Source organism: uncultured Methanobrevibacter sp. (genome assembly GCF_902784195.1).
GTDB lineage: Archaea > Methanobacteriota > Methanobacteria > Methanobacteriales > Methanobacteriaceae > Methanobrevibacter.
Window position 1 is genome coordinate 64,360 of record NZ_CACZTX010000004.1, and the last position, 11,584, is coordinate 75,943.

Genomic DNA, 11,584 nt, shown 5'->3' on the forward strand with positions numbered 1-11,584 from the left:
TGATAATTAGATAATTGCGATAATTAATAATGCAATTTATAATTTAAAAATTATATTGAAATTAATTGAATCATTAAGAAATTAATTAAATAATTAATAAATCATATTATTTTATATTTATTATTTTTATTAAATATAAAATTTTCATATTTTAAAGGATTTCCATCATAAAATTGATTGAAAAATAAAATAAAAAATAGAATTTTGATGGAAGGGTGAAAAATTTTTGTAAAATAGTTAAAGAGATAATTTAATAGTTAAGGGAGTAATTTAATATTTATAGTGGTAATTTAATAGTTTAAGAGATAATTTAATGGTGGAAATAAAAAATAAAGGAATTTTTTAAAGAATCTTTATAAAATTTGAATTGACAGCTATTCACTATCTATTTTCCACCTCTTGCATTAACATTGGTTTTATTGTAATCAGTATTTCCATTAGTTTTTTTGCTGACCATTTGTCTTATGACACCAAATATGGTTTTTACAAGCACCATCCCATCTTGTCGTGTTTGACTTATCAAATAACCTGGCCTAATATAGAATTTTATGAACGCTTTCTTTTGAATGCTTCTCAGATCATCTTTTGAACAATCAATTGTTTCAAGGATAGGATTTATAAGTGTATATTTGGACCAATCTCTGATTTTAATCAAATTTTTCTCAAATGTTTCTTTATAGAATCTTGTTCCAGGGTATGGTGTAGCAAGGCTGAATAAAGCATAATTTGGTTTTAGGCTACTAACAAAATCAATAGTTTTTTTCATGGATTCCCTTGTGTCTTCGGGCATTCCTATTACACATGATGCAATTGTCCTGATTCCAACTTTTCTAGCAAGTTTAAATGCATTCATTGTTTTACGCACTGTAATGTTCTTATTCATTTTATCAAGCATTTGCTGGTCTGCACTTTCCACACCCATGAATATTGTAATGCATCCTGCATCCTTCATCATTTCAAGCAATTCTTCACTAAGCGTATCTACTCGTGAAGTACAACCCCACCAAAACTTAAGGCCTCTTCTTTTAATCTCTTCACAGAAGTTTTTCACGAATTTAACATCTAATGTAAAAGTGTCATCCATAAATGCAATGGTATCAATGTTCTGTTCTTGCAACCTCATTTCAATTTCGTCAACTACATTCTCATAGGACCTTCTTCTTAAATGCTTGCCATGCAATGCTGCTGAAGAACAGAAAGAACATTGCATTGGGCATCCTCTAGTTGTTATGATAGTCGCAACATTTGTTGTGATATTGAGAATTTTGTATTTTTCCATAGGGAATAAATGGAAAGCCGGGAAAGGCAATTCATCCAAATCTTGAATAGGTGGCCTATCAGGAGTTACAATTATTGTTTTGTCTTCTGAAGTGTCATCTATAAATGCGAGACCTTGAACATCTTTCAAATCTCCTCCAGATTCAATTTTCTGAACAAGTTCCAGCATTGTGTATTCCCCTTCTCCTCTAACAATCACATCAATGCTTTCCTCTTCTTTTAACAGGTTTTCATATTCAAAAGTTGGATGATATCCCCCTAAGACCACTATGGTGTCTGGCTTCACATTTTTAATCTTGTCTGCTGCATCCAAAGCAGCACCAATAGTTGGAGTAAGTGCACTTATGGAAACAATGTCCGGGTTTCTTTTGAGCATCTCTTCACCGATTTCATCATAGCTCAATTCCAAGGCAGAACTATCTAAAACATCAACGTCATAATTGTTTTGCTCAAGCACTGCAGCAATGTATCCTATGCCAAGTGAGGGGGCTACAACACCGAGGAACTTGTATTTGGAGTTAGGTTGTGGCGGATTTAAAAATGTTATTTTCATTTTATCACTGAAACTTTATTTTTTCTTTCTTTTCCCCCTTTATAAACATGATTTTTTTTTAAAATCTTATTGTTTGAAAAAGCATAATGCTATATGATTATCTTTTAAGTCAACTATTTGGCCTATACGATAAATGATTTTTATATATGTCTCTATTATAACTGATTTTATATAAAATTTTTCAATTTATGGAGGATCCATTAGGCTTATGTTTTTCCATTTAAAATTCATGAAAATTAAAAAGATAAACTTTATATGTAAGAAGAATAAAATAACTTATTGTTACTAAAACTTTTAGATATTCGATAATGATTAATTATTTTGCATTGAATTCAAATCAAAAATAGAAAGTTTCTTAATAGATTAATTATTTTGCATTGAATTCAAATCAAAAATAGAAAGTTTATTAATAGAATCCTTAGGATGGTTTATATGGCATTTAAAGATTTATTCAAATTTAAGCAAGGACAAACCACTTTCATATTTGTAGGAGGGAAAGGGGGAGTAGGAAAAACTTCCATTTCATCAGCTACTGCACTGTGGCTATCCAATCAAGGTAAGAAAACATTGATCGTATCAACAGATCCTGCTCATTCATTATCAGATTCACTTGAAGTGAATATTGGGCATTATCCTGTTCAAATCAATGAAAACCTCTATGCAGTTGAAATTGATCCTGATAAGGCAATGGAAGAAAAGCAAAGAGCTTTGGAAAGCCAGAAGTCTGTAGCAAGTCCTGACCAATTGATGGGTCTTGACTTTTTAGGTGAGCAAATGGATTTGGCTTCAGCTTCTCCTGGTGCTGATGAAGCAGCTGCATTTGAAGTGTTCTTATCTGTGATGACTTCCAATGAGTATGATGTTGTAGTATTTGACACTGCGCCAACTGGTCACACTTTAAGATTGCTTTCATTCCCTGAAATCATGGACTCTTGGGTAGGAAAACTAATGAAAGCCAAAGCAAAATTAGGCACTGCAGCAAATGCATTGAAGAATATCATCCCATTTATGGATGCAGCAGATGACTTGCAGTCCAGCAAGGAATTGGAAGAGACCAAAAAGCAAATTGATGAAGCTAAAGCAGTTCTCTCTGACCCTGAAAGAACCACATTTAAGATGGTTGTCATTCCAGAGGAAATGTCTATTTATGAATCAGAAAGAGCTATTGAAGCATTGAATAAGTATGACATTACAACTGACAGCATCATTGTAAATCAGGTCATGCCAGACATTTCAGATTGTGACTTCTGTCATTCAAGATACATGTTACAGCAAAAACGTCTCGCACTCATAGACCAAAAGTTCTCAGACCAAGTCGTTGCAGAAGTTCCTTTATTCAAGGATGAGGTTAAAGGACAAGAGAAATTGTTAAAATTAGCTGAAATCCTTTATGAAGGAAAGGACAATGATGAAGTCCAACAGAATGTAATTCAGTTGTAATTACATTCCCTAATTTTTTTATTTTATTTTATTTCACTTCTTTACAAAGACAGAATTTACAGGTAAAGTAGTCTTTAGATCTATTTTTCAAATCTTTCCTTATGTCACAGTAATAGTTTATTTTTCCATCTTCCTCTTTTGTAAAAACAGTTTTTCCATCTCTGAAATCCATTCCCACTGGATGCAATGGCTTTTTGGCAATCAGACTTAAATAAACACAGATATAGGTGATGAATCTTTTGAATATGTCTTCGCTTTCAGGTGAGCATCCATCAAAGAATTTAGCTATTTCCTCTTTGATTTCCTCTATCAGCCTATCTGAAATTTCAACATTTTCCTCATCTTTAATGTCTAATGCCATGATTTCGTAGTAGTTTTCAATATTGAATGCTGAAACCTGCTTTGATATCGGATTTATGTCTTTTTCTTTTATTTTTTCTTCCAGATATTTGATGTCATAATCCTTGATGTTTTCCCTTATTTCTGCAAGTAAGTCTCGTGCTTTCATTTCAATTCCCCGTATCTAAAGCATTCATGAATGTGATTATTGATTACTCCAATTGACTCCAAGTAGGAGTAGATTATTGTGGTTCCAACAAATTTCATTCCCTTTTTCTTCAAGTCCTTAGCTATTTTGTCTGAAAGGGGAGAGTTGGTGAGATAGTTCTCTTCAGTGTCAACCAATATTTTATTGTCTGTAAAGTGCCAGATGTAGTTGGAGAAAGAGTCGTATTCCTTTTGTATTTCAATAAAGACCTTTGCATTGTTTATAGCAGCATTTATCTTTCCCTTATGTCTGATTATTCCTGCATTGCTTCTGAGCTCTTCTATTTTCTTTTCATCGTAAGCAGCTACTTTTTCAACGTCAAAGTTATCAAAGGCTTCTCTAAAGTTCTCTCTTTTCTTTAGTATTGTAATCCATGCAAGTCCAGCTTGAAATGACTCAAGTACAAGCAGCTCGAACAGTTCCCGGTCATCATGTGTTGGAACTCCCCACTCTTCATCATGATACTTTACATAGATTCCCTCTACATCTTCAGCCCAAGAGCAACGTTTTTTAGTCATGGAATCACTTTTTTGATTTTCACTTAATTAATATTTTTATAGTTTAATTCTATTTACCTATTGTTATTTTTTAAAATTATTTATACTAAAAAACTATAATGATTATTATATGTTGGTTAATGCAGATTTACATACTCACAGTTGCTTCTCAGCAGCCACTTCAAAGGATATGGTGATTAACAATATAGCTCCAAAATCCCGTGAAAAGGGATTGAACCTAGTTGGAACTGGAGATGCTTTCCATCCAAAATGGCTTGATATTGTAGCTGAAAGCACAGAATATAAGGGGGATGGAATATACTCTCATAGAGACTGTGATTTCATCTTGACCACTGAGGTTGAAGCTCAGCACAAGATTCATCATGTAATCATTTTGCCTAATATCGAAGTTGCCCGTGAGCTTTCAGAAAAATTGGTCTCTCCAAACAAGTATATTGATGGAAGGCCAAGAAGCCCTTTAAGCGGTGCAGAACTCCTTGAGCTTGTAAAAGAGTATGATTGCATGATCGGTCCAGCTCATTCATTCACTCCTTGGACTGGCATGTACAAGACTTATGACAGCATTTATGATTGTTATGAAAAGGCGCCTGATTTCGTTGAATTAGGTTTATCTGCAGATACAGACATGGCGGATACTGTAAAGGAACTCGCTGATTTTGTATTCTTAACCAATTCTGACGCCCATTCGCCATGGCCTCATAGATTAGGTCGGGAATTCAATCAAATAGGGATGGAAGACATTTCATATACATCACTTCAAAAGGCACTGAAGCACAAGACTGTAAAGGCAAATTATGGCCTTCTTCCTAATTTGGGAAAGTATCACATGACTGCATGCACAAAATGCTATAAAATAATAGATCCTGAACTTGCAAAAGCCAATGGAATGAGATGTTCCTGTGGTGGCAGGATCAAGAAGGGAGTGGATTTTAGAATAAGTGAAATAGCTGATTACAAAGAGCCTCATCATCCAAGCCATAGGCCACCATATGTCCATTTAATGCCTCTTGCCGAAATAATCAGCATGATTTATGATAAGGGAATTACAACAAAAACCGTTCAAGGGGTTTGGCAGAAATTGATTGATGCATATGGCCCTGAAATCGATGTTTTAATAAACACTCCATTTGAGGACATTTCAAAAATAGATGATAAGGTAGCTCTTGGAATAGAAGGATTTAGGAATAAGACCTTGAATGTTGTTCCTGGTGGCGGGGGCAAATATGGTGAAATATCTTTCAATGAGGACTTTAAGAAACCGGAGAAGTCTGAAAAAATAGTAACTTTAGATTATTTTTAAAAGCTTTTTTGAGTTCAAGAGATAGAAAAAAGTCATTGATTATTTTTAAAAGCAGGCTTGGCGGGATTTGAACCCGCGGTCTTTAGATTAGGAGTCTAACGCCTTATCCAAACTGGGCTACAAGCCTATATCATTTCTTAAACTGCTTAAGATATCTTAAGTAGTCTTCTTTTGTAATTATAATAAAAATAGTAAAAATAGTAATAGAGCGGACCCGCCGGGATTTGAACCCGGGACCTTCGGATTAGAAGTCCGACGCCCTGTCCAGCTAGGCTACGGGCCCTATATACAACATTTAATATTATGTTTATTATGATATATAAAACTATCGTAAAGAATACTCTTTTTTTAAATTAAAAATTCTAATAAGTTTAAATTGATAAAACTGTTTTTTAATAAAAATGATTTATGAAAACAAATGTAATAAAATGAAATAAAAAAAGAAAATAAAAACTAAAAATTAAATTAATTTAAATTTTAATTTTTTTAGCATTTATTCTTGTATAGTTCAACACTGTTTAATTTTAGAATATTAATTTCTTTAATCACTTATTGGCTGTTGGTCTCGTTATCTGAGTCATCGCTTGAGTCAGTGCTGTTACCTTTTTCAGGTACAACTTCGTCACTCCAAGCACCTTCTAAAACTGTTCCAGTACCAGATCCAACAAGCACATAACCAGTACGGCCTTTAGCATCTTTTAAAAGGCAAGTGTAATATCCATGAGAATTGTATTTTACACTGTAACACCAGGAACCTTCCCATCCTTGAGCTTCAGCAATCTTTTTAGCTTTTTCAGGGCTTACGTTATGCTTGCCTGAAGAACTTGAGCTAGAGCTTGAGCTGCTTGAGGAGCTGCTGGTTCCACTGCCTGAACCGGTATTGTCACCAGTTCCAGTACCGTTTCCATCAAGACCAGTAGAATTATTTCCTATTCCTGTGTTACCTTGGTCATCAGGTGTAAAACCTGAAAGGTCATTGAATACACTATTGCTATCATTTGTTAATCCATATGCAGTTACTCCTGCAGCAATACACAATACGATAACAACAGAAATAATAATGCTTGAATTGTCCATATTTCCACCTCTTTTAGAATATTTTAAAAAAGATTTGCAATAATTTTTATAAAATTTCTATGAATGTAATATTTGTAAAATCACTTCATCAATTTTTTAAATTGATAATATAGTATATTTTAGTAACGATATATTATAAATTTATTCATTTTTATAGGGTTTTCACTTTAAAAATAGATTTTATTCATAAAAAAATTTTTTTAAAAATAGTAATTAAAAAGTTAAAAAATAAGGAATAAATGAAACTTATTCCTAAAAATAAAAGTTTAAACTTTTCCTAAGTTTTCACCAGAGTAACTGATTGCAATTGCGTCAACAACAGTTCCGTTTGCATCTGAGATATAGCAGATGTATTGGGTTCCGTCATCCTTAACGTTGCTGACATATGCTCCTGCTTCCCCGATAAAACTTGAAGCAACTGATTTAGCTTGGTCAGGACTTATTTTAGTTTGGCCTTGTCCGCCAGAACCTCCAGAGTTACCTCCAGATCCTGAACCGGAACCTGATCCTGAGCCAGACCCTGATCCTGAGCCAGAGTTACTGCCTCCATTAGAGTTTGTTCCACCATTGCTTCCACTGGAACCTGAACTTCCTCCGTTAGAAACATCTGAGCCAGTTCCATCACCTGAATTATCGCCGAACAAATCGCCAATTCCATTATCTCCAGAACTTGTACTGTCTGGTGAGAATCCGGTTAAATCATTGAATACTGCATTATCGCCTTCGCTTATTCCATATGCAGTTACTCCTGCAGCAATACATAAAACAATAATTACAGATATGATTATGTTTGAATTGTCCATTATTTCACCTCCTTCAATTAGAAGAATTTTTATAAATTTGAGTTAATTGATTTTTTTAAATTTTATTAAAAAAATTTTTACAATTGTATATTATTATTGTTCATTATCTTAAATATATCTTTCCTAAAAATTTTTTTCATTTCATTAAATTTTCCATCATATTTTTCAAAAATTTTTCATCATATTTTTAATCAGATCTTTTAAAAATTTTGGGTTGAAAATCTTATTTTCTCATGCAAAATTTCCTATTTATTCATTGTCAAAAAGTAATACTTTTTATATAAAAATTCATAAAAAATTAAAAAATTTATCATCATGTATTTGTCATGATTAATCATTTTTATTTTTTTGCTTAACCTAATTAATTGATTTTATATCTTGCCTATGAGCTTGTTTTTTTGAATTTTAAAGAATTCTTAACGAATTTTTGATTTTTGGGTTAAATTTAGGCATACCTAATAAATAAAAGTATTTAAATGTTTCTTTTTGATTTTAAAAGGTTAATTTATATTAAATTAGTATTAAATATTAATAATGTTAGTTTCTAACTTTTAAAATTTTAAATAAAATAAGAGGTGACACATTTGAGCGATAAAATAGTTATATCCCCAACATCTCGTCAAGAAGGTCATGCGGAATTAGTCATGGAAATTGACGATGAAGGGATCGTTACCAAAGGTAGATACTTCAGTATCACACCTGTCAGAGGCTTAGAGAAAATGGTTACAGGTAAAGCACCTGAAAGCGCACCAGTTCTTTGTCAAAGAATCTGTGGGGTATGTCCAGTACCTCATACAATGGCATCTGTTGAAGCAATGGATGACTCTTTAGACATTGAAATTCCAAAAGCAGCTGCATTGTTAAGAGAATTAACAATTGCATCTTCTAACTTAAACAGTCACGCAATTCACCATTTCTTAGTTGCTCCTGACTTTGTACCTGAAGATCTTTTCAAAACTGCAGTAGACAGTGTTGGAACCATTAGAAAAACAGCACAATATGTTGTAGATATGGTAGCTGGTGAAGGTATCCACCCATCTGACGTAAGAATCGGTGGTATGGCAAGAAACTTATCTGAACTTGCACGTAAAAAATTATACACCAGAATGAAAGCATTAGTTCCTGTAGTGGACAACCACGTTGAATTAATGACCAACTTAATCCTTGAAAAGGACATTCCTGAAGGATTAGGTGCAATTAATGCTCCTGTATTTGCAAGTGATGTTATTTACGGTAAAAGAGAATTCTTCGATCTTGACAGATTTACTGAAATTGTACCAGAATTATGGTATGATGACCCAGAAATCGGTAAAAGAGCATGTACTACTGTACCATTATACGATGGTTTAGCAGTAGAAACTGGTCCTAGAGCAAGATTAGACAAATTCCAAGGCTACAAAGAAAAAGGTGTTGTAGCTCAACACTTAGCAAGAGCTCGTGAAATGAAAACTTACCTTTCCAGAGCAATTGCTCTCTTAGATGAATTAGACACTGCTGCTAATACCCTCGCAGATTTCGACCCAAGAGGAACCAACAAATTAGGTATCGGTGTAGTAGAAGCTCCTAGAGGAACTGATATTCACATGGCACAAGTAAAAGACGGAAAAACCGCTTTCTACAGTGCATTAGTACCAACTACTTGGAACATCCCAACTATGGGTCCTGCAACTGAAGGATTCCATCACGAATGGGGACCTCACGTAATCAGAGCTTACGACCCATGTTTATCTTGTGCAACTCACGTAATGGTAGTTGACGACGAAGATGGATCAGTTGTTAAAAACGAAATGGTGAGAATTTAATTTTATAGATTTTAATAGAGAGGAATAAAATGCCATATGATGCAGGAAGATTAGTTGTTGGATGCGGAAACGTATTGTTTAAAGATGATGGTTTCGGTCCAATGGTTATCCATGCTTTAGAAGATTATTTTAAAGAAAACGATATAGAAAAGCCTGAAGACACTCAGTTCATTGATGCAGGAACCGGTGCAACTCATTTCATTTTTTCCATGCCTGATGACAATTGGAAAAAAGTGATTGTAGTTGATGTAGTTGAATGGAATGCAGAACCAGGAACCCTTAAGATTTTCTCACCTTACGATATGCCTAAAGGCAAATATGAGAACGCTCATACTTGGCCTGTAGAAGAGCCACTACATGATTTAGTGGATATGGGCATTGAGGTAGTTATCGTAGGATGCAAACCGGCAGAAATCACTGCACCAGATGTTGATATGGGCTTAACAGAGCCAGTAGAGGCAGCTATTCCAAAAGCTATTGAAATGATATTAAATGAACTTTAAAGGGGTTTAGCAATGCTTGATGGATTAAAAAATAAATTAAGAAAATTTTTAGGCCTTGAAGCTAAACCGGACGCAGAAGATGATGAAGCAAAAGCTAAATTAAAACAAGAAATTAAAAGCGAAGTAGAAGCTCAATCAAAGCCGGCTGAAGAGGCAAAAAAAGCGGCTGATGCTGCAGCTGAAGAAGAGGCTAAAAAACAAGCAGAATCATCTGAGCAAATAAGTAAAGAATCTTCAACACAGGAGGTTGAAAAAGTGGCTGACAAACCAAAAATAGGATATATTCACATGAGTGGTTGTACTGGAGACGGTATGTCATTAACTGAAAACTATGACATTCTCTCAACCTTACTCACTGATATGGTGGACATTGTTTACGGAACAACTTTAGTAGATTTATGGGAAATGCCTGAAATGGATTTAGCATTAGTCGAAGGGTCTGTCTGTTTACAAGATGAACACAGTGTAAAAGAACTTATGGAAGTAAGAGAAAAATCAGGATTAGTTTGCGCATTTGGATCTTGTGCTATGACTGGTTGTTTCACCCGTTACGCACGTGGTGGACAATTAGCTCAACCAAAACATGAATCATTTGTACCAATTTCTGACTTAATCAAAGTAGATTGTGCTATTCCAGGATGCCCAGCATCCCCTGAAATTATTGCAAAAGTAGTTGTTGCATTAATTAACGGAGACATGGATTACTTACAACCTATGTTAGACATGGCAGCATGCAACTTAGCATGTGGTTGTGACTTACAAACCAACGTTGTAAGCAAAGCATTATGTTGTGGTTGTGGAACTTGTGTATTAGCATGTCCAACCAGAGCTCTTGAAATGATTGAAGGTAGACCATCCCACAACAAAAACAGATGTATTAAATGTGGTGCATGTACTACTCACTGTCCAAGAACCTGGTTCCCTGCTGAACAAATTAAAAAAGACTTAGGATTATAGGAGGAAGTAAAATGGCATTCGGTACATATAAAGAAGTAGTATCTGCAAGAGCTACTGACAAAGCAATCCAAAAAGTCGCACAAGATGGTGGAATCGTAAGCGCATTATTATGTTACGCTTTAGAAGAAAACATCATTGAAGGAGCTATTGTTGCTGGAGATACTGAAGACGCATGGAAACCTGAACCAACTATTGCAATGACTCCAGAAGAAATCATTGCAGCAGCAGGTACCAAATACACCTTCTCTCCAAACGCAATCAGACTCAAAGAAGCTGTAAGACAATACGGTCTTGAAAAAATCGGAACTGTAGGAACTCCTTGTCAAATTATGGGACTCAGAAAAATGCAATCCTACCCATTTGCTACCAGATTTGTAGCAGATAAGCTCGCATTAATCATCGGTATTTTCTGTATGGAAAACTTCCCAAGAGACTCATTAAAAACCTTCGTAGAAGGTAAAATGTACTCTTCCTTAGACAATGTTAACAAAATGGACATTGGTAAAGGAAAATTCTGGATTACCGATCCTGAAAAAGAATCTGGACTTGCATTAAAAGAAACCCACGGATACGAACAAGCTGGATGTAACATCTGTCTCGACTATGTTGCAGAATTAGCTGATGTATCTACTGGATCTGTAGGTTCCCCAGATGGCTGGTCCACTGTATTTACCAGAACTGACAACGGAGCAGACATCTTTACCGCAGCTGTTGAAGCTGGAGTAATCGAAACCAAACCAATGGATGATGTAAAACCTGGTTTAGAATTACTCGAAAAATTAGCTAACGGTAAGAAAGACAAAGGT

Annotated in this window: 11 protein-coding genes and 2 tRNA genes; 6 read left to right on the forward strand and 7 right to left on the reverse strand. The window is 34.5% G+C overall.

What is annotated here, in order from left to right:
• Window positions 1-385: 385 nt before the first annotated feature.
• Window positions 386-1,831: a B12-binding domain-containing radical SAM protein gene (locus tag QZU90_RS04400; RefSeq protein ID WP_295608119.1), complete on the reverse strand. Its 1,446-nt coding sequence runs from the start codon at window positions 1,829-1,831 to the stop codon at window positions 386-388.
• Between the two features lie 432 nt (window positions 1,832-2,263).
• On the opposite strand from QZU90_RS04400, the gene QZU90_RS04405 reads away from it, so the two are divergent.
• On the forward strand, window positions 2,264-3,271 hold the full coding sequence (locus QZU90_RS04405) for an ArsA family ATPase (RefSeq protein ID WP_296855752.1): 1,008 nt from the start codon (window positions 2,264-2,266) through the stop codon (window positions 3,269-3,271).
• Window positions 3,272-3,299: 28 nt separating this feature from the next.
• On the opposite strand, the gene QZU90_RS04410 is transcribed toward QZU90_RS04405, so the two are convergent.
• Both QZU90_RS04410 and QZU90_RS04415 read right to left on the reverse strand, forming a co-directional pair.
• Window positions 3,300-3,779 (reverse strand): DUF2115 family protein, encoded by a 480-nt coding sequence (locus tag QZU90_RS04410; RefSeq protein ID WP_295608117.1) that lies wholly within the window; start codon window positions 3,777-3,779, stop codon window positions 3,300-3,302.
• A complete protein-coding gene (locus QZU90_RS04415) occupies window positions 3,776-4,336 on the reverse strand; it encodes a DNA-3-methyladenine glycosylase I (RefSeq protein ID WP_296855754.1) in 561 nt (186 codons plus the stop codon). The genes QZU90_RS04410 and QZU90_RS04415 overlap by 4 nt, the downstream gene beginning before the upstream one ends.
• A gap of 109 nt (window positions 4,337-4,445) precedes the next feature.
• Between QZU90_RS04415 and QZU90_RS04420 the strand changes: the two genes are divergently transcribed.
• Entirely contained in the window at window positions 4,446-5,636 is a 1,191-nt protein-coding gene (locus tag QZU90_RS04420; RefSeq protein ID WP_296855756.1) for a TIGR00375 family protein, read from the forward strand.
• Window positions 5,637-5,688: 52 nt separating this feature from the next.
• On the opposite strand, the gene QZU90_RS04425 is transcribed toward QZU90_RS04420, so the two are convergent.
• The 4 genes from QZU90_RS04425 to QZU90_RS04440 form a co-directional block, all read right to left on the reverse strand.
• Window positions 5,689-5,763 (reverse strand) — tRNA-Arg (locus QZU90_RS04425).
• 82 nt (window positions 5,764-5,845) lie between these two features.
• A tRNA-Arg gene (locus tag QZU90_RS04430) sits at window positions 5,846-5,919 on the reverse strand.
• A 266-nt stretch (window positions 5,920-6,185) separates the two neighbouring features.
• Window positions 6,186-6,713 carry a hypothetical protein gene (locus tag QZU90_RS04435; RefSeq protein WP_296855758.1) on the reverse strand — a complete coding sequence of 176 codons (528 nt, stop codon included), beginning with the start codon at window positions 6,711-6,713 and terminating at the stop codon, window positions 6,186-6,188.
• Between the two features lie 266 nt (window positions 6,714-6,979).
• Window positions 6,980-7,516: an endoglucanase gene (locus QZU90_RS04440; RefSeq protein ID WP_296855759.1), complete on the reverse strand. Its 537-nt coding sequence runs from the start codon at window positions 7,514-7,516 to the stop codon at window positions 6,980-6,982.
• A gap of 584 nt (window positions 7,517-8,100) precedes the next feature.
• On the opposite strand from QZU90_RS04440, the gene frhA reads away from it, so the two are divergent.
• From frhA to frhB, 4 genes are all read left to right on the forward strand, one after another.
• A complete protein-coding gene (gene frhA, locus QZU90_RS04445) occupies window positions 8,101-9,318 on the forward strand; it encodes a coenzyme F420 hydrogenase subunit alpha (protein WP_296855760.1) in 1,218 nt (405 codons plus the stop codon).
• 29 nt (window positions 9,319-9,347) lie between these two features.
• The gene (frhD, locus tag QZU90_RS04450; protein WP_296855762.1) at window positions 9,348-9,821 is read left to right on the forward strand and encodes a coenzyme F420-reducing hydrogenase, FrhD protein; all 474 of its coding nucleotides are present in this window, start codon (window positions 9,348-9,350) and stop codon (window positions 9,819-9,821) included.
• 12 nt (window positions 9,822-9,833) lie between these two features.
• On the forward strand, window positions 9,834-10,778 hold the full coding sequence (gene frhG / locus QZU90_RS04455; protein WP_296855764.1) for a coenzyme F420 hydrogenase subunit gamma: 945 nt from the start codon (window positions 9,834-9,836) through the stop codon (window positions 10,776-10,778).
• Window positions 10,779-10,789: 11 nt separating this feature from the next.
• On the forward strand, window positions 10,790-11,584 hold a 795-nt coding region (frhB, locus tag QZU90_RS04460), incomplete at its 3' end, for a coenzyme F420 hydrogenase subunit beta (RefSeq protein ID WP_296855766.1).

Excerpts from the sequence above, each read along its gene's own strand:
- QZU90_RS04400 (WP_295608119.1), bottom strand. The coding sequence starts at position 1,831 with ATGAAAATAACATTTTTAAATCCGCCACAACCTAACTCCAAATACAAG.
- QZU90_RS04405 (WP_296855752.1), top strand. The coding sequence starts at position 2,264 with ATGGCATTTAAAGATTTATTCAAATTTAAGCAAGGACAAACCACTTTC.
- QZU90_RS04410 (WP_295608117.1), bottom strand. The coding sequence starts at position 3,779 with ATGAAAGCACGAGACTTACTTGCAGAAATAAGGGAAAACATCAAGGAT.
- QZU90_RS04415 (WP_296855754.1), bottom strand. The coding sequence starts at position 4,336 with ATGACTAAAAAACGTTGCTCTTGGGCTGAAGATGTAGAGGGAATCTAT.
- QZU90_RS04420 (WP_296855756.1), top strand. The coding sequence starts at position 4,446 with ATGTTGGTTAATGCAGATTTACATACTCACAGTTGCTTCTCAGCAGCC.
- QZU90_RS04435 (WP_296855758.1), bottom strand. The coding sequence starts at position 6,713 with ATGGACAATTCAAGCATTATTATTTCTGTTGTTATCGTATTGTGTATT.
- QZU90_RS04440 (WP_296855759.1), bottom strand. The coding sequence starts at position 7,516 with ATGGACAATTCAAACATAATCATATCTGTAATTATTGTTTTATGTATT.
- frhD (WP_296855762.1), top strand. The coding sequence starts at position 9,348 with ATGCCATATGATGCAGGAAGATTAGTTGTTGGATGCGGAAACGTATTG.
- frhG (WP_296855764.1), top strand. The coding sequence starts at position 9,834 with ATGCTTGATGGATTAAAAAATAAATTAAGAAAATTTTTAGGCCTTGAA.